The sequence below is a fragment of the Prosthecobacter gellanilyticus genome, assembly GCF_007992435.1.
Lineage (GTDB): Bacteria > Verrucomicrobiota > Verrucomicrobiia > Verrucomicrobiales > Verrucomicrobiaceae > Prosthecobacter > Prosthecobacter gellanilyticus.
In genome coordinates this window covers 126,480-146,647 of the sequence record NZ_BKAG01000014.1, presented here as the reverse complement: position 1 = coordinate 146,647, position 20,168 = coordinate 126,480, and the positions used below count along the sequence as shown (strand labels likewise).

General features: G+C 55.5%; 13 protein-coding genes and 1 pseudogene. 4 read left to right on the top strand and 10 right to left on the bottom strand.

The features are described from left to right. Nucleotide 1: 1 nt before the first annotated feature. The 3 genes and pseudogenes from BGE01nite_RS11940 to BGE01nite_RS11935 all read right to left on the bottom strand — a co-directional run bounded on the left by BGE01nite_RS11940 (nt 2) and on the right by BGE01nite_RS11935 (nt 8,532). Complete coding sequence (locus BGE01nite_RS11940) at nt 2-4,792, bottom strand: DUF1998 domain-containing protein (RefSeq protein ID WP_246145712.1); 4,791 nt, start codon at nt 4,790-4,792, stop codon at nt 2-4. A gap of 27 nt (nt 4,793-4,819) precedes the next feature. Then, nucleotides 4,820-5,692, bottom strand: a pseudogene (locus BGE01nite_RS29895) (DEAD/DEAH box helicase); the annotation flags it as partial. Then, a complete protein-coding gene (locus BGE01nite_RS11935) occupies nt 5,689-8,532 on the bottom strand; it encodes a hypothetical protein (protein WP_146850691.1) in 2,844 nt (947 codons plus the stop codon). The gene BGE01nite_RS11935 and the pseudogene BGE01nite_RS29895, both read right to left, overlap by 4 nt. 411 nt (nt 8,533-8,943) lie before the next feature. Here BGE01nite_RS11935 and qatA point away from each other — a divergent pair, with 411 nt between their 5' ends. From qatA to qatD, 4 genes are read left to right on the top strand one after another with little or no spacing between them, the layout of a single operon-like run. Continuing rightward, complete coding sequence (qatA, locus tag BGE01nite_RS11930; RefSeq protein ID WP_146850690.1) at nt 8,944-10,839, top strand: Qat anti-phage system ATPase QatA; 1,896 nt, start codon at nt 8,944-8,946, stop codon at nt 10,837-10,839. Nucleotides 10,840-10,848: 9 nt separating this feature from the next. Beyond that, a complete protein-coding gene (qatB, locus tag BGE01nite_RS11925; protein ID WP_146850689.1) occupies nt 10,849-11,733 on the top strand; it encodes a Qat anti-phage system associated protein QatB in 885 nt (294 codons plus the stop codon). Continuing rightward, on the top strand, nt 11,730-13,097 hold the full coding sequence (qatC, locus tag BGE01nite_RS11920) for a Qat anti-phage system QueC-like protein QatC (protein ID WP_146850688.1): 1,368 nt from the start codon (nt 11,730-11,732) through the stop codon (nt 13,095-13,097). The genes qatB and qatC overlap by 4 nt, the downstream gene beginning before the upstream one ends. Continuing rightward, nucleotides 13,094-13,846 carry a Qat anti-phage system TatD family nuclease QatD gene (gene qatD, locus BGE01nite_RS11915; RefSeq protein ID WP_146850687.1) on the top strand — a complete coding sequence of 251 codons (753 nt, stop codon included), beginning with the start codon at nt 13,094-13,096 and terminating at the stop codon, nt 13,844-13,846. Before qatC ends, qatD begins: the two co-directional genes overlap by 4 nt. 159 nt (nt 13,847-14,005) lie before the next feature. On the opposite strand, the gene BGE01nite_RS11910 is transcribed toward qatD, so the two are convergent. The 7 genes from BGE01nite_RS11910 to BGE01nite_RS11880 form a co-directional block, all read right to left on the bottom strand. After that, the gene (locus tag BGE01nite_RS11910) at nt 14,006-14,785 is read right to left on the bottom strand and encodes a DUF932 domain-containing protein (protein ID WP_146850686.1); all 780 of its coding nucleotides are present in this window, start codon (nt 14,783-14,785) and stop codon (nt 14,006-14,008) included. Between the two features lie 299 nt (nt 14,786-15,084). Continuing rightward, nucleotides 15,085-16,518, bottom strand: a complete 1,434-nt coding sequence (locus BGE01nite_RS11905; protein WP_146850685.1) for a DNA polymerase III subunit beta — start codon at nt 16,516-16,518, stop codon at nt 15,085-15,087. A gap of 83 nt (nt 16,519-16,601) precedes the next feature. Then, nucleotides 16,602-17,663 (bottom strand): ATP-dependent DNA ligase, encoded by a 1,062-nt coding sequence (locus BGE01nite_RS11900; RefSeq protein WP_146850684.1) that lies wholly within the window; start codon nt 17,661-17,663, stop codon nt 16,602-16,604. 71 nt (nt 17,664-17,734) lie between these two features. Next, on the bottom strand, nt 17,735-18,151 hold the full coding sequence (locus tag BGE01nite_RS11895; protein WP_146850683.1) for a hypothetical protein: 417 nt from the start codon (nt 18,149-18,151) through the stop codon (nt 17,735-17,737). Next, nucleotides 18,117-18,482, bottom strand: coding sequence for a hypothetical protein (locus BGE01nite_RS11890; RefSeq protein ID WP_146850682.1), 366 nt, complete (start codon nt 18,480-18,482; stop codon nt 18,117-18,119). The genes BGE01nite_RS11895 and BGE01nite_RS11890 overlap by 35 nt, the downstream gene beginning before the upstream one ends. A 22-nt stretch (nt 18,483-18,504) precedes the next feature. Further along, nucleotides 18,505-19,323 (bottom strand): RecB family exonuclease, encoded by an 819-nt coding sequence (locus tag BGE01nite_RS11885; protein WP_146850681.1) that lies wholly within the window; start codon nt 19,321-19,323, stop codon nt 18,505-18,507. Beyond that, on the bottom strand, nt 19,320-19,874 hold the full coding sequence (locus BGE01nite_RS11880; RefSeq protein ID WP_146850680.1) for a hypothetical protein: 555 nt from the start codon (nt 19,872-19,874) through the stop codon (nt 19,320-19,322). Before BGE01nite_RS11880 ends, BGE01nite_RS11885 begins: the two co-directional genes overlap by 4 nt. Between the last annotated feature and the right edge of the window lie 294 nt (nt 19,875-20,168).

Sequence of the window (20,168 nt, the reverse complement as noted above, 5' to 3'; positions counted from 1 at the left end):
GTCAGGCGTTGCGGTGGATAATTGCGAGTGGCATGAGCGAGTCATACTCTGTCTGGCTCATGCGCAGTTCAGGCGAGGCACCTTCAGTTTTGCTCAAACGCACCCGCCAACTGCCATCGTCGAGCGCACTGGCATACCAGCCTCCGGCTGCGATGCCTCCGGGAAGTCTGTCGTGTCGCAGGATCACAGGGGTTCGTGCGGAGGGCTTAGTATTGCAAATTTCACACTGAGCCAAATCTGTTACTCCAGCGATGTCGTTGCAGTGATAGGTGAGTTCAAACTGCTGGGGTGGGTCTTCTGTGAGAAGGCGATCCAGTGTCCACGCATCTTTCGGGATAACGGAATCCACCACGGCGGCTGGTTCTACCGCGCAAGCAGCATTCCGGGCTTGCAGCAGAAAAGCGAGTGCTTCCATGGGCACCATGTCATCCATTGCATCCGAGGTGAGCACGCGGCGCATGGCTTCGCGTTGGCGAACACTGTCTGGATAGGTTGGTTCCACGGTGAGCAGGGTGATGGTTTGGTCGATCCATTCACGGGCACGCTCGGGGTAGCTCGGGTGGGAGAGTTGTGCCAAATGACCAGCGCCGCCCGCTAGGGTGTCGTAGAGCACGACGGAGGTGTAGCCGCCAGTTTGTGGATCGAGAGATGGCTCGATAGCCCGTATCTCCCGAGCATCCTGCTCCAGCACATTCGCCGCTGCTAGTCGCAATGCTTGCCCGAGGGTGCGGATCAGCTCTTCACTGAATGGTTGACCACAGCGGGAGAAATCCAGCTTCAGCAGATGTGTCGTCTGCCGTGCGGCGAGATGCTGACGACGCCACACCGGCGCTTCGTCATCTTCCCAGCAGCGCCTATCACCCCAGCGGGCTGTGGATTGCAGTGCGTGGTGTCTTTCATAGTGACTCGGCAGCTTCGCCCGGCCTTGGCCTGTGGAGTGCAGTTCACTGTCCGCATAACCGCACTTCTGACAGATGGCGAAACCTTTGCCAAACTCACCTCCATTTAGCAGCAGCAACTCTCCACCGTGGCAGTAGGTGACGGTGCAGCCCGGAATGCCGCCAAAGCCCGGCTGCGGTGCATCACAGCGCGCTGCATCCTCAAAGGCGATGGTATAGACCTCTACGGAACCGACTTTCTCGAAGTCGCTGCCGTGGCGGGGTTGCTCAGAGGTAGAGGTGCAAAAGCCAGTCTTCGGAAAGATCATCTCTCCAGACTTGGGCGGCGATTGTGGATTCGCATTGGACGGCTGGCGCGGTGCCTCAGCACTGCAACTGTAGTGAAAGTAGCCGTTCTGAGTGCGAATGAAGCGTCCACGCAGTCCCCAAGATTCATTTGCGACCATCGCACCCGTCCAATGCTTCAGCAGGCCGCGAGATGTGACGATCTTTCCACCTGCGAGCAGTTGCGAGCCTGGCACATACTCGCGCATCGCCATCATGCTGTCTCGTTGCAGGCGAAACTGGTCTTCTTCGCGGAGCTGATAGCGGCCCGTGTGCGGATCACGTTCCGAGACTTGGATATGAAGTTTGCACTGACCGATGGGGAAGCCGTAGCGTGGGAGCACTCGGGCATCTGCCAGTGACTCGATCACCGTCATCTGGTGGAGCGTCCTTAGCTGGTAGTAGATTGCATTCGCCTGCGCACGGTTCGCAGCAGCAGAGCTGTGAACAGGTGGGATTGCTGGCACTTCATCCCATGCAGCCAGCAGAGAGCGGACATTTTCACGCCACCTTTCATAGGCAGCGGCAAAATCAGCGCGGATGGTCTGGACGACTTGCGGCCATGAAGTGGTGTCTTGCATCAAAGCTTCTAGCTCAGGGCAACCGTGCCACAGATGTGCCAGCGCCGTCTGCATCCGTGTTGGGGTTGCCGTGGCAATTTGATCGAGGTAACTCAAGAAGGCATCAGCGAGGTTCACAGCATTTCTTTCCGGCAACACAGGCTTTGCTGGCTCATCACTGCTCCACTTGGCCGGCAATGGTTCGCCGGTAAACGCTCCCATTTTGCCATATGCGTCCATGGCTCCCGTATGCTCGCCATGAGCATATTGGCTGCCGAAGAACTCTCCCAGCAGCCACGAGTGAGCGTGGCGCCGCACGATGGCCGCACGATCCAGGAAGACCGTGGGGCGGCGCAAATCTCGATTCAAATAGCGGCGGAAGTCCAGAAACACCTCCCGCTCATACGGAGATGGCCGCGCAAAACCTAGCACAGCACTGGATCCGTCTGCACGGCGACCTGCACGACCTGCACGCTGGAGGTAGTTTGCCTTTCCAGGCGGCAGATTCCCTAGCAAGACGGCGCTAAGGCCGCCGATGTCTATTCCTAGCTCCAGCGTGGTCGTGCTGCTGAGGATGTTCCGCATCCCATCACGGAAGAGGTCTTGGAGCCTCGCATTTTCCTGCGGCGATAGTTGGGCGCTGTGCTCCTCTGCCCATAGACCGAGTCGGAAGCCCTCCCATTCCCGCAACTCACGCCTGCGCCGCCCGAGGCGAGGATCCTGATCCAAATCATCCGCACTGATCTCATTGAGCGACGCGCTGGCAGCTCCAGGGTAAAGTCCTGCGGTGCCGCGAGGCCATACCTGACCGGTCGTTTGGCAGCGGTAGAGCCGAGAAGGCACCCGCAGACCCAGCAGCGGGAAACGCATGCGCATGGATGGCACCACATGATCACCTCCGTTGGTCTCAGAACTTGGTCTGACCTCCAGCCAGTTGAATGAGCCATTACTTGCATGATGGAGCAGTTGAGTAAAGACATGCTCCATGACTTCACCCGCACGTTGAACCGCTGATTCCCGTGACATCCCGCAGGCCATGAGGTAATCCCTTGAGAAGGCGTTTCGGCGCGAAGTCTGCTGGCCTTCGAAATGCACGCCGATGAAGGAAATCATCCCTCTTTTGAAGCTATCCCGAGCTGAGAAGTATTTCCCCAGCAGCGCACTTCCGTATTTGTAATCATCATCGTCTCTGTCCCGGCCCAGAGTGATGCAGCCTTGATTGCGCAGGGCATCTAGCATGCAGGCTAGATAGCCTGCCCAGGTCTGGTGCAGCGCCTCCGCGACCTCCATCGACACAGTGCCGCAAATCCGCGGGGGTGGCGTCAGTGCCTCAACGCCTGGATAGACCACCTCCACCAGCCCTAGCGTCTCCAGACCCGGCTGGGGCCAAGTGGGGCGTCGGGCTAGTTCTCTGCCCAGCAGGCTTACCAGAGAGGCCTGCACTTGCTCGGCATTCCGCCGCCAACGCTGCTGGCGGTTGCCATCTTGGAAATCGTGCTCGGCTGCCGAATCCAAGTCCATGATCTCAGCGATGAGTGGCGACTCTTGCAACCGATCTGCCCACTGCCGCACGCTGCCGCCTGATTGCAGCCCTTGCAGCGACTCCTGGGCATCGGCGAGTGAACTCTGGAGCCTCTGCCGGATCACCGGGCTGAGATTAGGCCGGGAGAGTTCGCCTTCAATCCGTACGATCTCCTGCTGGAAGTAGTCCGCATCTCCATCGCCCCCAGCTTGCGTGAGGTTTCCCAACTCATGAATCACCGCTGCACGAAAGAGCTGCAACTCATGCTGGCGGGTGAGCCGTGGCCCCAGGCGGGCAGCCTCCGCTCGGCTATCTGAAAAGACCAGCAAGCGCCGCCCGCGAGCAGGCTTCCATGCCTTGTTTGCATGGGGAAACTCCGGCATCGCAGCGAGCGCTGTTTCAGCGATGAGGCTGAGTTGGAGTCTCGCACGGGCGGCAAACCACCCTACGTTGCGCTTATCAAATACCACGCCGCTCCGCGGACACTGCGTCACCTCCCACAGCGGCACTCCATATCCACTCCCGGAGTAGCGGCCCGTTTGCGGATCAAAATGACGGCACGGAACATTCTCAACTTCCGTCAGTGAAAAGAGCTTCACCCGCATCGCTTGCTGCTGATTGGGGGTCTCTGGGTCGAAGAGGTCTTCCCCGTCTTCATTCCGCCCATGCAGCACGATGGAGGAGGGAACTGGCCGCAAATGTCCATCCACCTGCCGTGCCGCCACGCCCCACCAGCCGGAAGTCTGGCAGCGCACCAGCGTCAGCGGATGATCTTCAAAATCTCCGCATGCCGCTGGATTAGCGCCGGCACTGAAAACCTGCCCGATGCCGTTCAGCGGATGATACCCATCCGCGCTCACATCACGCCGGAATGACAACATCATGCCTTCCGGCCCGCGCATAAGGTAATGCAGCCGATTCGGCACCAGCGGCCACTCACTTGGTCTGCTTCGGGCACAGGCGCTCATTTGCAGTAGGATTCGAGTGGCTTGTTGGCTCGCCGCATTGTTCTGGCCGAACATTTGCGTAGCTAGCTCTGGCAAAAGCAAGCGTGGCATCGTTTCGTCCGCCCACAGCAGATTTTGCAGTCTCGCCACCGCAGGCGAGAAGCGCAGAACATCCGCCAGCATCGGCGACGCGAACCTATCGGCGCGGTTCATGGCTTCACTAACTCGCGGTTCTGGTGCCAGCAAAGAAAGCACAGCCCTCCACCACTGCCATTCCTCAGCATTTGCTGCCACAAACTCGCTATCGCCGTCTGGCGTAACTCGCACTGTGCCACCTTCCGGCGGCGGATTTGCCGCAAGCTGCTCAGCGAGGCTCAGCGGCAGAGGCGCTCCAGCATCAGCCACCTCCAATGTAGGTCGGATACGGCGGCCTTCGATCAATCGCACCAAGGATTCATCTTTACTGAACAACTGCGCTGCAAACGGCCTCAGCGCCGCCGCACCACCACCTATGGTAGCACTGGTGGCGATGTGCAGCACCTCCTCCGGCCTGCGTCCGCAGCGCATCTGCACACGCCGCAGTAGCAGCGTGATCTCCGCCGCCAGATTCCCCGTGTAGATGTGCGCCTCATCCAGCACTAGAACCCGCAGATTTCGCCCAAAGAACACGGCATCCTGTGGCCGACACAGCATGTATTCCAGCATCGAGTAGTTTGTGACGAGGATTTGCGGCTGCGGCCCCGAACCGTCTCTGATCGGTTCGCCATGTCTGTCTTCAAAGCCTCTCGCCTGCTGTCTTGTGCGAAACCGAGCCCGTGTGGCCTCCTGGACGCCACGGCTATTTGCAATGTCCTTGTCCTCAGGTGTCTCGCTGGTGAAGTGGAAAAAGCTCACGCGATCCTGGCCATCCAGCCATTTATCCAGCCGTCCTACCTGGTCATTCACCAGCGCATTCATCGGGTAGAGGATGATAGCGCTCACACCCTGTCTGTCTTCGGCTGTTTGTGTCCAAAGCCGCTCCAACATCGGCAAAAGAAAACTTTCCGTTTTGCCCGCACCCGTGCCAGCCGTCACCACAAGGGCTGGCTGGCCTTCTGGCACATCCCGGCTCTCGTGCGCGGCCTCCAAGCTCCGCAACTGATGCGTGTAAGGTGCCCGGCTCAGTGGAAACTCACCCACGCGATCCAGTTGCCGAGCTAGAGCACTCGAAAGCACACCACGAGCTGCCACTTGCTCAAGCGTCTCCTCCGCCTGCTCCGATGGAAAAGCTCCCTCCACCCAAAGCTCGCTTCCAAGTCCGCCGAGCTCCGGCGGCCCTGACCAAATCGTCTCCAAAACGCCTCGAAGAGCCGAATCAGAGACGAAATGATCGTCCAGCGCAAAAGCACTGATACGGGAGATGAGACGGTCACGAAGGTCGAGAGTGTTGAGCTGACTCATGGATAAAAGCGCTTTTTGATCTCTTCCAGCCATACGCCAAAGGCAAACTTCCGGAACTCTTCAGAGCCGGATAAACGACGGTAGGACAGGGGCAAAGTTTTGTTCTCACCTTCCAGTGATTGCAGGCTGGGAATGCTCCGTCGCAGCCATCCGCTGTCTCGGTTGCCATGGCGGCGTGCGATTTCCATCGCGGTTTCCTCAAGACAAGGGAAGCCTCGCTGCATCTGCAAGATCACTGAACGCCCCTTCTCTTTCAAATTGCTGACACATGAGCTGCGGAGAGTGGCCACTAAGAGTCTGGCTGCGAAAAGAGGGTATTCAGCAAGGGTGTCCCGAAAACATAAATACAATGTGATGTCATTCACAGGCTGATCGAATTGCGAACGTGTAACGAATTCTAAAAAGTCCCACGCGCCGCTAGTTGAAGGAACAAGACCCGCGTCGTTCAAGAGTGTGTGGACAACATTTTTCCATTCGTCATCGAGCCATGTTACTGGCGTCTGCTCAATGCCTGGAAAGATGAAAACACCCCGGGACGCCAGCCAAACAGGCAAAACCTTCACCCAATGCTCATGCAGCCAGGCGACAACATTTGATCGATGATTCTCGTCACCGACACTTTGTAACAAAGGAGCCTTCCAGACTCTCAAGAGTGCTGCCATCTGCATCGGATCGGCGGGCGGATAGAGAAGCAAGGCACTGGACCATCTCGTTGAACTGAACCAGCTACCCAGCCGAGTGCCTTCATAGAGCAAAGCCACCCCGAGCAATGATCCACCCGGCGGAAATGGGAACTCCCAGCCCGATGCCGACACTGTAAGCAACTCTCGATTCACCCGTACGACGCCTCCTGGCTTGTCTGACAGAGCGATCCATGCCAGCAATACATGCCGGTTAGTCAGATCAAACTCGCCAAGCCGACTTATCGTCACTCTGTTTGTATCGCCATTCACACGAACCTGCCGGATCACACCGCCATCAATGACCCGTGATCCCACCTCCGTCGTGTGCTGGACCCCATTGTAAGGGTCTTCACTGATCCACGCAGGCGCCCCATAGCCTCCGAGTTTTGGCAAAATCGTCGCCCGAGTGCGCACACCGCCACGAACAACATCCCCTTCCATGAACGAACAACGCCGCTCTTCCATCGAAAGAACATTGCCGAGATCATCACGCCGTTCAGGCAGCAGAAAGCTCCACATCGAGCGGCTGGCATCGCTGATGAGCAGAGTCTTGTCGCCTCGCTGAATGACTGGCTTACCCTCTGTGCTCCACCGGACGCAGCCCTGCATCGGCGGCGGCAACTTCACGGGGATGGTAGCTGTTCGGCCCGCCGAATGTCGCACATTCACCCGCAGAGTCAGAGGCCGGGCGATGTCAGCTTCCACAAGTGAAAGTTCTGTCGGCGGTGATAGATAGCTCATCATTTTTCCATCCGCGCGAGTCCAGCGCAATCCTGCAAAACTCCAACTTCTGTCCATGACATCAATCCTAAGCGGAACCTTCCAAGGCCAGGCATGATTCGCTGATCCCGCAAAGTCCAATGTCTGCATCCAGCGTGCTCTCACTGCCTCTAAAGTTAGCTGCTCCGGCTGCTTGCCAAATTCCGCACTCGTCCACAGCGCTACATCACCCATCCTCGCCTCGATCACTCCTGCCCATCCCTTCTCGTAGCGATGCAGCCGATAACCGGCTCCTATACCTGCGGTCGATGAAGGCGCTGGTATCATCTGCAAGTCACCAGCGGCGATGAGGTCAAACGCCTGCCCCGTTCGCAGTTGGGACTCAGCGACCATCAATCCATCACTCGGTCTGAACAAAGAAACCTCAGCATCAGCATCCCATAGCACGAGGGTCGCTTGTCGAACCAGGCTTTCATCGATGGAAACAAGACGAATATCCACCCATGAACGCAATGCCGCGCCCTCACCTAAAATGAGCGCCCCTTGCATGTCGGGAGCGAAGCCTCCCGCATCCTGTTTCAGCAGCCTCGCCTGCACCCTGCCCTGCACTCGCACTTCCAAGTCACCTTCCGCCTCGATCTCGTTCAAGTGGCACAACTCCACACTGAACGAAGGCAAACCCAAACCATCCCACTTCAACGTCGGCGATGTGTAAAACTGGCTAATGCTCTCCTCCTCGTCATTGGCCAGCGGCGTAACATCCGCCGCCAGCGCTGCCTTCAGCAAATCCTCCGTCCACTCCGGCAGCACCCAGCAGCACGACTTCAGGTGCTCTTTCATACTCGGCTTCGACACATTCCCCAAGCGATACTGCCGCAGCCGATGCCACATCCGCTGAAACTCCAGCGCCCCAGGATCACGTTCCTCCAGCAATGTCTGCACCGCCACTGGCGGCCATTGCCCACTTAGCCAGTCTTTTAGCCTGGACTTCGCATCCTCATGAGTGAAGCCAATCTGAAGGTGAATGAGGCGATACCACTTGTGGGCATCTTCCACATCAAAGGCATGGCGCAGCTCAAGCCATAGCGCCGCTCTTTCGAGCAATTGCCCGTGGCTGATCTGCAGGTTGCCATTCGAACTGTACAAGCGCCCCCAAGTCTGCGGCTGCCAGCAAACGATGTCACGGTTTGACAGAACTGCCCAAAGTTGCCCCTCATGCCCATTCCTGCGAATCACTTCTGCATGTAGACAGAGCAGCAGAGCCCCCACCCGCCAAGGTTGCTGATAAGCCAGCGCATCAAAAGCCTGAACCTCCAACCCTTCCGCCCAGCGTTTGAGTTCTGCGAAGAAATGCGAGCTGGATACTTCCGCCAACGACCATGGTCGGTGAAAAGGGCGACGCTCAGAGATCTGGTCGTAAAGCATTTCGGGAAACATTTGATACAGAATGACCTCACTTCTTAATATGGGAACGTCATTGCTCTATCAGAGCGGTTAATGATATTTTCTGTAGTAAAGCGCCTTGCTGCATAAAAGTTTGCCCAAAATTAAAAAAACTGGAACACTGAAATCACCAGCGGATGCTTGATCGCGGTACAGAAGACATCAATATCAAGGGGAGAATCGTTCGGGGCATGACTTGTTCTCAAATAAATCTTCTAGCTCACTACTCCCTCTCGTCGAAAAGCTGGATTGGTTGAGATGGGGCGCATAGTGGGGTAGGCATATAATTAATCGTTGACTAATTCTTTTCCAAGCGAGTACAGTTATAGTTCGGAAAAGAATAGGTTATGTTAAATGAACCTAAGGGATGGGCTTTGACACCATAAATGAGCTAATCATAAAGCCATGTTTCTCAGCGACAACGAAACCAAAACCGATTTGCTCTACTACGAGTCAATCGCCTTCACGGTTGTTGAGCTCGTAAAAGCGGACACAGAGAAGCCGATCTCCATCGGCATCCACGGGGACTGGGGAGCTGGCAAGTCGAGCGTGCTCGCCATGATCGAAAACGCCTTCAACGACAACAAGGAGTTTCTTTGTCTCCGATTTAATGGGTGGACATTCCAGGGTTTTGAGGATGCGAAGACGGCTTTGCTAGAGGGCATCGTCGAGGCAATGAAAGAGGCGCGGCCCACTAGCGAGGTTGTGAAGGAGAAAGCCACGAAGCTCTTCCAACGGATCGACTGGTTCAAAGTCGCAAAAAAGACGGGAGGTCTCCTCCTCACGCTCGGCACAGGGCTTCCTCTTGGGGCTGTAGCGGAAGGCCTCGCAGACAAATTAAGAAAGGCGATTGGAAAGTCCGAAGAGGAAGTGAATGCCTCTACCATCAAGGGCTTCTTGGAAACGCAGGGTGGTGTTTTGAAGGACGAAGAGGTTGGTAATATGGCTCGACAGATTCAGAAGTTTCGCGACGAGTTTGCGGAGTTCATCAGGACACTCGGCATAAAGCGTCTTGTGGTCCAGATTGATGATTTGGATCGTTGCCTACCGGAAACTGCAATCCAAACACTTGAGGCCGCGAAGCTTTTCCTATTTCTTCCTCAGGTGGCATTCATCGTCGCCGCAGACGAGGGGATGATTGAGTACTCGGTAAAACGGCACTTTCCAGATCTACCAATTGGACCAGCAGGTGCCAGTTACGCTCGTGCGTACTTGGAAAAACTGATTCAAGTTCCTTTCCGCATTCCTGCGCTCGGTGATGGAGAAATTCATGCATACATCGCGCTCCTTATGGCTGAGGCGGCTCTCGGAAGTGAGAACGGTCAGTTTAACAATTTACTCCTTGCCGCTCGGGAAAAATTGCGACGCCCCTGGGAAGGAGAACGCCTGGACTATGAGTCGCTGAAGAAGAAGTATCCCGCTCTCCCGGATGAAGTGCGTGACGGAATCATGCTCAGCGACCAAATCGCAAGCATCTTAGCCCGGGGGACGCAGGGGAACCCTCGTCAGGTTAAAAGATTTATAAACTCACTGATGCTCCGGCAGACTATCGCTAACGCGCGAGGAATGAAGGGGATGATAAACAGACCTGTCTTGGCGAAGTTGATGCTCGCCGAAAGATTCCAGCCTGATCTTTACACGGAGCTTGCCAAAGCCGCGAATGAGTCGCGAAGTGGCAAAATCAAACAGCTCGGGCGTCTTGAGGAACCAGCCGATGCTGAGGACGGGAAGAAGCAAAAGAAGGATGATGAGTGGGCCCGTTGGGAGGGGGACGAGTGGACCAAGCAGTGGGCGCTTCTTCAACCAAAACTAAACGATGAGGATCTCCGTCCCTATGTGTTCGTGACGCGCGATAAGAAGGCGCTGTTTGGAGCGCAGGGGGCCGGGCCACTTGATGAATTAGCCGATCTCTTGATGGGTCCGCGTATTCAGGTGACGGCACAAAGGCAGAAAATAAAAGGCATTTCGGAACAGGATGCTACGGCGGTCTTTGGGAAGCTTCGATCGAGAATCATGGCCGAGGACTCGTACGCAGACCAGACAAGTGGCGACGGTCCTGCCGGATTTCCAGGAATGCTGGCACTCATGGGAGAGCACAAAGGTTTGGAGCCAGACTTTGTGAGATTTCTTTCCGATGCGCCGGTTAGTAAGCTGGGAGCTTGGGCGGTGAAACATGTGACGCGTTTCAGTGGAGATGCTGCTCGGCAGTGGATCGAACTTACGCAGAGATGGAGCTCGCAGACCGAAAACAAGCTCTTCGCGAAGTCGGTCGAGGCCGTGATGACGCAAACACGCAAGTGACGAGACCCGATGGGCACTTCCAACAAATACGGCGGCACGCCAAGTAGAAGCCCACTTCTTCCCTCATGGGTAGGGGATATTGGAGGCCTCCCAGGCGAACCGGCCACGCCGCCCGCCCCCCCGGATAAGGACGAGAAGCCTGAAAAGCCTCAGAAGAAAGAGGACGACACGAAAGACCCTGAGAAGAAGAAGGAGGTTGTTCAAGAGCCACCGCCAAAAAGGTATCAAACGGCTCGGTCGAACTTTACTGAATTTGCGAAGTCAGGGGGCAGGAACCATGCAAAACTTGGCAGAGCCCTGAGCGCCTATGTGCGTAGCGGAAGTGGCGGGGCGCGAACCGCAGCACGCCGCATGGGCTCCTCACGCAAGGCGGCGGCAAGAGTGGGTGGGTTTATTCGAGATGTTCAGCAGATGGGACCGCGAGAGGCACTTGAGCGGATAAAGTGCGGTGACTTGGTGGGAAAGCCTGCGAATGAGATCATGCACCGGCTTGTCGACGCCTTTTGCCCAGCAGGAGGGCCCGTTGATGAAGGCATCGCTCGGCAAGCATTTGCAGAGACCGTGGCGCAATGGTCGGAACAGGAACTTCCCCCAATCGAGCAGCTCACGGTGGACCAGTGGCAGGAGCTCCTTGTCGACTTCGTGAGCCACAGCATTGAGTTAAAAGTCTTCTCGGACATTGGCGAAAAGGGTATTGAGATGCCGGCGAACGCTCAGCAAGCCCTGAACATTCAGACAGAGCTAAGCAGTGTCATTGAAGGATGCGTTCGTAACGCCTTTGGTGACAATGCTGGAGGGTTTACAACATTAACGGATCCCCAGATTTTCAATGTCATGGAGTCAATCTATGAGCGTGCGTGGGGATTTATAGAATCAGTAGGGGGTGAATCATGAACCGACACACACTCATCTGCCGACTCGGAACAAGGGATGGATCAGCGGTGAAGCCTGTCTGGCGAGATGCCGTTGTGTCAGAAGTGAACTTCCTCGACCTCCTCGGTGAGTTGGACTACGGATTGGGACATGCATTGGACAGACTTGGAAGGCTCGGCCTGCGGCCTGAGGTGAACGCCCTGGACCTGCTGCTGCTCGCATCGATGATCTTTGCGGCAGATTCTCGCATCCCTAGAAAGACGGAAGCTCAAGACGGATGGACCCGCGAGATTGAAATAAATCTACCGATTGCGAATCTTGCAGCCTGGGAAAGTGCGAGAGAACTGCTCGCGGGAGCCCTGCGCTTTCTCACTGGCGACATCTGGCACTTTACATTTCGCCGCCGCACGAAGGAACTGGAACCGGTTCTAAAGCCGGTGCAGGGTGAGCTTCGCGTTTTCCAATGTGTGAGCTTGTTTTCAGGTGGACTGGATAGCTATATCGGCGCGATTGATCTCGTGAAAAAGGGTATGCAACCGCTCTTTGTGAGTCACTACCTTCCACACACGAGTAAGGAGCAGGTTCAGTGTATCGAGCACCTCCAGGGAAAGTATGGGGAGGATTCAATGGAATTCTTCCGCGCAAACATCGGCTTTGACTCTTCACTTCTGAAGGTGTTTGGAAAGAGTGGGAAGTATCCGTCTGAGAATACAGAGCGGTCCAGATCATTCCTGTTCTTTAGTTTGGCCGCCTTGGCTGCGAGTTCCTTCGGGAACCCCACAAAGATTTTTGTGCCGGAGAATGGACTTATTGCCCTAAACGTGCCTCTTGATTGGCTACGGGTAGGTGCGCTAAGCACTCGAACGACACATCCATTTTACATGGCGCGGTTCAACGATTTGCTTCAAGTTCTTGGTATTAAGGCCAAGCTTGAGAATCCGTACCGTCACCAAACAAAAGGCGAGATGATTCAGCAGTCCCAAGACAAAGAATTTATCCGAGAAACGGTTAAGGACACGATGTCATGTTCTTCTCCGAGCAAGTACAGGCAGATTGGGGAGTCAAGGATGCACTGCGGGCACTGTGTGCCCTGCCTCATTCGTCGGGCTGCGGTAAAGGCCGCATTCGAGCGGGACGATACAAAGTATGCAAGAAAGTTATCCGGCGTGCTCAATTCGACCCAGGCAGTAGGTGAGCATGTTCGGTCTTTTCAGCTCGCTTTCGCCAAATTGAAAGCTTCCCCCAAATATTCGACTGTAGCGGTACGAATTCCTGGTCCACTAAGCGATGTTGAAAATGAGTTCAAAGAGCTGGTGAGCGTATTCGAGCGTGGCATGGCGGAGGTCGCAGTGCTCTTGAAAACAGCAAAGACGCGGCCCTCATGAGTCCGCTTGTGGACTATCATGTGCATCTCGATCTCTACAAAGATCATGAGCGGGTTGCACAGCGTTGCGCCGCTCAGAATATTGAGGTTTTCGCGGTTACAACGACACCAGTTGCTTGGCAGAGAAACTGCGATGTCGTAAAGGGCTGCTCTGGTATCCGCATCGGTCTAGGAATCCATCCGCAGCTTGCGGCCGAAAGAGAAGCGGATATAGAGTTGTTCGAGAAGCTGGTAGACCACACGCACTTTATTGGCGAAGTGGGCCTCGACGCAGGACCGCGCCACTTCCGGACGCTGGAGGCCCAGAAGAGAGTCTTTCAACGTGTGCTTAAAGCGGCCGCAAGGAGCGGTCCCAAAGTTGTGTCACTTCATAGTGTTAGAACCTCACGGCAGATACTCGACACCATTGAGCAGTACTATTCTCACGCGGACCTCAGGTTTGTGATGCACTGGTTTAGCGGTTCCAAGGCTGAAGCCGAGCGGGCGGTTAAAGCCGGATGTTACTTTTCTGTAAACAGCTCCATGTTGGATTCGCCAAATGGAGCTCGGCTTGCGGCGGGCCTACCAACTGATCGCATTCTTACTGAAACGGATGGCCCGTTTACTCAAGGCATGGACGGGAAACCAACGGAGCCTGGAGATGTGCAACCTGCCCTGAGAAGCCTGGCTCGGCTGCGGACAGTTCCCGAAAACACACTCCGCATCCAGATTGCTGAAAACTTGTTCAGGTTGGAAGATGGTCTAATCTGACAGTCGAGACTATATGTTCCTATCCCTTTCCTCGGACAAATGCCCTGTCAAGGGGGAGGCCTTGAGAAGATGACACAAAATTGGTGGCTAGCTTCGCTTCGGTCGCCTCTGCGCCCAGCTAAAGAAAAGCTCCCCTTCAAAGAAGAAGAGCTTCGCTTTTCACGCTGACAATCCAACGTGAGTGTCCAGAAGGCCGTGAAGGGCTTCTGTGCGCTTGGGTAGCTCAGCGAGGTTGCCGGTCTTGAGACTCTCTGTGAACGCGTTAAACAGACTCCAGACGTTCCTTCCCTCAAATGCGTCATGTCTGGGCTCACGCCACTCATGGAGAACTTCAGGGATCAGACGGTTAGAGCACACGTTGACGTCGGTAGCACGAATGATCAGGTCATGGGCGTCAGTGTCAGTGATCTCGGCTTCTTTGTAGGCCGAGATCCGCTTGTCCTGATCATGCCATTTTGCCAGGAGGAGACCCACGGAACGACTGACGAGTTGGGGCAGGTCACGAACGATGAACCTGGTGTGTTTGCGTGCGAACTTGATCTCGCCACTGAAGGAGAGATTATCGCAAACGAACACACTGGCACCGGCAACGATACCTGCGGGGAACTGTTTGTCATGGCTGTTACGCAGACCGAGGACCCAGCAATAGTCGTCACTGGCTTTCTGGGCGTGAACTTCCATCAGGCCAAAATACCTCATACCATCGTGCGTGAGGCTGTGGGCTTGGGTGCCGATGCGAAGACGTGTGGTTTTGAGGGTTTGTTGAACGGTGGAGATGAGGTCGTGATGCGGGATAGGGCACCAAGTCTCAGTGGGTTTGGGTGTGGGAACCTTGCGGATGTCTTTGAGGTCCACATGGGTAGCTCCGCAGTGAAGGATGAGGTTCGGGGTACGGCGTTGAACAAGAACGGGGGCGGGGGAGGATGTATCAGCGATCATAATGTTTTCTGAGATAGGTAGGGTTTGGAGCGTCAGGTTGTTTGAACCATGCGCTCGATTCTTTGAATGACTGGCACTGCGAGTTGTCGGGCAGCGGTATCGCCTGAACTGATCCAGTAAGGATCTCCGGCGATGTCCTTCCACTCGACTCTGACTGTGCCTAGCGGTGTGATGACGGTTGCTCGTTTCAGCCGCTCATGTCGGTCGAAGACGATGGATGAGATCCGCTTCATAAAACGACAAGAGCCAGACACACCGGTGAAGGCACGTCTGGCTCTTTGGGGCTGGGGTGTTGCGGTTTAAAGCTTCAGTCCTTGGACAGAGCGAAGTGTGGCTCGGATGGACTGCATTTCCCTGGCGGCTGTCTTCTGCTCACGATTAGCGAGCTTCAGTTTCAGGCCAAGGTCACGCAGCATGTTGAAGCCTTCGTTGAACTTGTTGCGGATGGCCAGGCTCAGGTCGATGCATTCTTCGAGGGTGGACTTGGGACCGTTGGATGCAGGTCCGTCAGAGGTGGGGTTCTGGATCATGGGTTTGGGTGTGGGTTGAGGTTGTGGACGAACAGACTGCGCTGGAGGCAGCCTGTTGATCGGTGGTGGTGGGGCAGGCTGGGATGTGTCATTGCCTTCCGGACGCAGTGGCATGACGATCATCTGACGACCCTGGGTGTGGAATCGGAGCGGAGCGATATAGTCAGAGAGACTGACAGTGTTCAGTCCATAGCTCAGCGCTTTGATCAGAAAGCGCCGGCTGAGGAAGATGGTGATGTCTGGGCCTTCTCCTTTGACGTCAGCAATGGGCACCTTCGTCCAGGAGTCATTGTCATGGTCTTTACCCAGCAGCACGAACTGTCCCTGCTTCCATTCAAGACCGATGGTTTGGTCTTTGTCGGGATTGTGGCAGGGGATACGTGGGATGAGTTTGATCAGCGCTTCGAGTTTGGTTGGTTCAAACGTGATGTGAGTCTTGTCGCCTTCGGTGGGTGGAATGACAGCACGCCAGTTGGGATAGTTACCCTGGATCTGTCTGCTGATGAACCTCCAACGTCGGCTGGCAATCTGCAGAGCAATGTCATCGGCCTTCATCTGCCACTCACCATCTGAATTAAACTCCCTCCACCCGAGGAACTTGTGATTCGGGATGATAATGGAGTTCTTCACAGGCAGCGTGAACGAATTTGCACTGTAGAGGTGCTTGCCGTCGGTTCCCACGATGTAGTTGGCCTTGGCATTGCTGGCATCGATGAAGGTGCCGTTGATGACGTGTCGAGTTGGATCCGAACTCGCACAGTCCATCGCTTCATGAAGGCTCTTCCGAAGCACTGGAGACAGTGTGATGGGATCCGACTTGAGACGAGGAGTCTGCGGGAAGTCATCGACAGGGAGCAGTTGGACCTTTGTTTCACCGAGGTTGTTGGCCAGGGCGAACTTGATGACCGGACCTTGATCTGTGATGTCGATGAGGAGTCGTTCATCTTTGCCACAGTTCTTCGTGAGCTGCTGAAGCTGGTCGTAGGGAACCAGGACAGCGCACGGAGGGCCTTGGGCAGGATGCTCGAGACGCATGGTCACAAAGCAGTCAAGATCGGTCCCGGTTAGGGCAATCCAGCCGTCTGTGGTGCGTTCGACTTTGATATGGTGGAGGATGGGCAGAGGGGATCTTGAATTGATCACCTTGCCTATTCCCTGGAGGGCGGACTTGAGTTCCGCGATGGGTAGTGGGATGGGGTTCATAGCGGGTTTGGGGTAAATGCCAAAAGCCTCTGATCCGTTGGTGGATGCAGAGGCTTTTTAGCAGAAGTGGCTTGTGTAGATCGTTACACAGGGTCAGGCTCGTATTTGAGTTGGGCGGTGCTGCACTCGTTGCGCTGGATGTCGTCACGCAGGCCGAGGAAGACAGGCTGATAGATTGAGCCTGATTCCCTGAAGGCGTAGAGATACCGGCACTCAACGACATCACCGGGATTGGGGATGTCGTGATTGGGCGGGATGGTCACATTGCCTGCGGGACAACTCTCATTGTGCTCCAGCAGCATCAGGGAGACACTGCGCTTGTCATTGAGACCGGCCACGATGAAGGAGGCTGTCTCGTAGAACTTGTATTTGAGCTGAGTGCCTCCGACGTTAGGTCTGCCCGGAATGTAAGGCGCTTCTTGGTGTTTGAAGACGACTCCTTCTTTACCTTCAGATTTGAGCTGGATGAACAAGGCGGCACAATCTGATGCTGAGTATGACTGCACCAGATGGACGTGAGGATGATCGAAGGCATCCAATGTGTCTCTGAGCCTCAGATAGCGCACTGAATAATGGAGCTGTCGCATGTCTTCAGGACCGATGGCGAGGAGGTCGAAGACATGGAATTGGTCGCCCATAGCTTCACCGTCCATGATGAAGTCACGAGGATAGTTTAATGCGCTTCGAACAATGGCTTCAGGGACAGCGGCAGGGAAGCCCAGGCGGTTGATGCCCGTGATAATGTCGCCCTGCTTCCTGATGAGGAGCCTGCGACCATCGAGCTTCTCCTGCATCCAGTAATCTGGATGAGACAGGAACTGCTCAAGCAGGACGTCAGAGATGGCATTGAGCAACTGGCACTGAATTCCTGTGTGCTTCTTGGGTGCACTGGGAGCCAGGATGTTTCCAGCGTCAGCGCCAGGGCGATAGCCCTTGGCCATTTTCTCGTTGATGAGCTTGTCGTAGATCTCCTTGGCGATCTGATATTCGACGGGAGCCTGTGTCTTGATGCCGGTGTTCAGGGTAGATCCGCGGCGTCCATAGGCAAAGTGAACCATGAAGCCTTGATCCTTGGGTTGGATGCTGGCTTGATAGACCTTGTCAGATGGACCCTCGCGGAAATAAAGGGTGATGGTCTCTTGCATGTGTCGTGTAAATGAAAAGAGCCGGACCACCACTTGGGATGATCCGGCTCTCGGGTTTTGTTGTTTGGGAATCAGTAACCGTATGGGTCACGTCGTTGTGCCCTCATGCGCATCTCCAGGATGCTGCGACCGATGTAAACCATGCCGCTGACCAGAAGGATGCTCAGCACCACGGAGAGCGGGAACAGCACGAAGCTGCTGAACGTCTCTGTGAGTATAGTGATCCAGGCCTTAAACTGCGTGATGGCCATGGTGACAAGCGGAGCCACCATGAGCACGGGAATAGCGATGGCCACAGCAAGCCGGATGTTGAGCTTGAAGAACTCCCTCAGGTTTCCCAAGGGAGACAAAGCGAACTCGATCTTGCTGAGGATGAACCTGCACACTTCAGCAGACCTTTCGACTGCTGTGAGATGTGGAAGGTCAATGTCCACCGCAGGCACGGGCAACGGTTTAGGCTGCCAGTGTTGAATGAACGTTTTCTTCATCCGCTTCGCCAATGACGTTGGGTTTGCGGCCGTTGAGTCGTGTGGGTGGGCTGGTTCGTCCCAGTCGTCGTGATGATTCATGGTGATGTTTGCGGGTGATGGAGCCAAGAGCGGCACCGATGATGAGGGCGAGGAGACAGCCGACAGCCAGGGAACCGGCGGCGATTTGCCAGCGGTTCAGGGTGAGGGCTTGTGCCGCGATGATGTGTTCCAAGGCCGTGATCTTCTCGTTGGCTTGAACCAATGGATCCGGGCCTTTGGTGAAGGGCCAGAATGCGTTTGCTGAGTGTGTCCAGCAAAGCAGGCAGATGATGAGGATGAGATGTTTCATAGGAGTGGATGGGGTTGAGGGTTTATTGCCACCGTCTGCATTCAGCGAAGAACTCACAGCCCATGCATCCGAAGCTGGGCGATGGGTAGAATTCGGCATGTCCCAGCTCCTCGTAGTAGGTGTCCATGAGATGAAACAGCCGGTGTTGTTGGTGTTCAGTCATGGGAGGCATGCTGGTGATGCAGAGCTTTGGGCTCTTGTTCTTGACCAGGTGATGCAGCTCGATGCCGGTTTCCTTCTTGCCAGTGTTGTGACGGTAAAGGACGGCGTAGCTGCTTACTTGGAGTTCGTGCAGGTGTTCGACGGTGGTTGCGTTCGGCGTTGAGGAGCTGGTTTTGAAGTCGATGATCCTGCCCTCTTGAACGAGGTCGAGAATACCGATGAGTCTGGGAAGACCGTGCTCTGACAGATCGGCTTCAACGGACACTTCCACGGCGTCAGGCTTGATCGTGGCGAATGGGCCACTCTGACGGATGTAAGTGTCACAGAGCCGCCAGCCTGTAGTCTTTTCCTCTTCTTCCTCGCCAGCTTCCCATTTGACGAGTCCTTCAGAGGTGTCCGCCCAGGCTTTAGAATACTCATCATGGAGTTCTTTGAGCGAGAGCGGTTTCCCAAGCCATCTTGCCTTGCTCCAAGCCTTCAATGCGGCGTGAACCGAATTGCCGAGGTGAAGGGAAGCTGTCTTGGGTTTCTTGAGCTTGAGCACATAGCGGAAGTAGAACTTCAGCCGGCATTGCAGAAACAGGGACAGCCGTGAAGCCGAGACTGTGTTCTGCAAGCCGGTGATGATGTCCTTCTCGCTGAGCTCAATAGGTTTTGGAGCCACAGCGATCGTGTTCATGCTGCTTGTTGTTGGGTGCGGTTTTGACGTTGCTGCCACTGATGCTGACGCGGAGGCTTGCCTGCTTTGGTGAGGAGTTCCTCGATCAGCTGGGAAGCCTGCATCTTGTCGAGGTCCTTTACGCCGATGCCATAGAGCTGCTGGGACAGGCCCTCAGCATCCTGGATCTGCATGTTGTTCTCGTGGACGATACGCTGGATGAAGCCCTTTTGACCAGGCGTGCAGTTCCAGGTATCTCCAGTCGGCCTGGCTTGAGGACGTTGACCATTGTTACCTGGCTGAGGACGGCGCTGGCTATTGCTGTGAGGCTGATAGTTGCGGACGTTCTGCTGCTGATTATGACCGTTAGATCCATGAGCCTCCGGCACGAAACCGGAGTTTTGGATCTCATGGTCAACGGACATCTGCAGGAGTTGGTAGAGCTTTTGAATCTCTGCCTCTGCCTGGGTGATGTCCGTGAGTTCGACTTGGATGGAAGCCGAGAAGCTGTGGCTGCTGTATTGAGGGAGACCGAGCTTCTTGCTGTAGTTGGCGCTAAGTTGGATGGCCATGATGTTTGATGGGCTGGTGGGATGTGGGCACGAAAAAGCCAGGCCGGTGATGGCCTGGCTTGCGTGAGGTTGTAGGTATGTGTTCGTTGATGAACCTATGCTGCTTTGGACAGCACAGGAACTGAGGTGTCGGTATCGTCCGCTAGTCTCGGTGTGGTGGCCTTAGCCCATCCAGTTGAACCACGAAGAGCCTTGAGCAGCAGCTGATCCGTGAGTTTGGTCATAGGGATCTTCCGATGCTTAGCTTCATGGTAGAGGACGGACACAAGCAACCGACTGAGCTGCGGAGAATAG

What these genes read in the sequence shown, in the direction of transcription:
- qatA (WP_146850690.1), top strand. Translation starts at nt 8,944, where the DNA reads ATGTTTCTCAGCGACAACGAAACCAAAACCGATTTGCTCTACTACGAG.
- BGE01nite_RS11885 (WP_146850681.1), bottom strand. Translation starts at nt 19,323, where the DNA reads ATGAACACGATCGCTGTGGCTCCAAAACCTATTGAGCTCAGCGAGAAG.
- qatB (WP_146850689.1), top strand. Translation starts at nt 10,849, where the DNA reads ATGGGCACTTCCAACAAATACGGCGGCACGCCAAGTAGAAGCCCACTT.
- BGE01nite_RS11910 (WP_146850686.1), bottom strand. Translation starts at nt 14,785, where the DNA reads ATGATCGCTGATACATCCTCCCCCGCCCCCGTTCTTGTTCAACGCCGT.
- qatC (WP_146850688.1), top strand. Translation starts at nt 11,730, where the DNA reads ATGAACCGACACACACTCATCTGCCGACTCGGAACAAGGGATGGATCA.
- BGE01nite_RS11890 (WP_146850682.1), bottom strand. Translation starts at nt 18,482, where the DNA reads ATGAAACATCTCATCCTCATCATCTGCCTGCTTTGCTGGACACACTCA.
- BGE01nite_RS11905 (WP_146850685.1), bottom strand. Translation starts at nt 16,518, where the DNA reads ATGAACCCCATCCCACTACCCATCGCGGAACTCAAGTCCGCCCTCCAG.
- BGE01nite_RS11935 (WP_146850691.1), bottom strand. Translation starts at nt 8,532, where the DNA reads ATGTTTCCCGAAATGCTTTACGACCAGATCTCTGAGCGTCGCCCTTTT.
- BGE01nite_RS11900 (WP_146850684.1), bottom strand. Translation starts at nt 17,663, where the DNA reads ATGCAAGAGACCATCACCCTTTATTTCCGCGAGGGTCCATCTGACAAG.
- BGE01nite_RS11880 (WP_146850680.1), bottom strand. Translation starts at nt 19,874, where the DNA reads ATGGCCATCCAACTTAGCGCCAACTACAGCAAGAAGCTCGGTCTCCCT.
- BGE01nite_RS11895 (WP_146850683.1), bottom strand. Translation starts at nt 18,151, where the DNA reads ATGAAGAAAACGTTCATTCAACACTGGCAGCCTAAACCGTTGCCCGTG.
- qatD (WP_146850687.1), top strand. Translation starts at nt 13,094, where the DNA reads ATGAGTCCGCTTGTGGACTATCATGTGCATCTCGATCTCTACAAAGAT.